The organism is Secundilactobacillus silagincola (genome assembly GCF_002583405.1).
GTDB classification, from domain to species: domain Bacteria; phylum Bacillota; class Bacilli; order Lactobacillales; family Lactobacillaceae; genus Secundilactobacillus; species Secundilactobacillus silagincola.
In genome coordinates, this window is the sequence record NZ_BCMJ01000074.1 from 1 (window position 1) to 225 (window position 225).

The following is a 225-nucleotide window of genomic DNA, read 5'->3' on the forward strand; positions in this document are numbered from 1 at the left end:
TTGCCGGTAAGTTGACCATTACACCGAATACGCAGGCAACAGTTCAGGTTCAGGACAGTACTAAATTCTACGATGGGACCACGCAAGCGGACACGACGCAGTTCAACGTTAAACTTTCCACTGGCTTAGTGGCACCAAAGTGGCAAGCTGAAGACTTCAATCTGAGTGGGATCACGAGTGCCAATGTCGGCAGTTATTCAATCGGTTTAAGTCAACAAGGGCTGC

The 225-nt window shown here is 48.9% G+C and carries 1 protein-coding gene; it reads left to right on the top strand.

Features of this window, described 5'->3' with window-relative positions:
* Positions 1 to 225 (top strand): MBG domain-containing protein (locus CES82_RS12640; protein ID WP_180245757.1); only part of this gene is annotated, 225 nt, incomplete at both ends.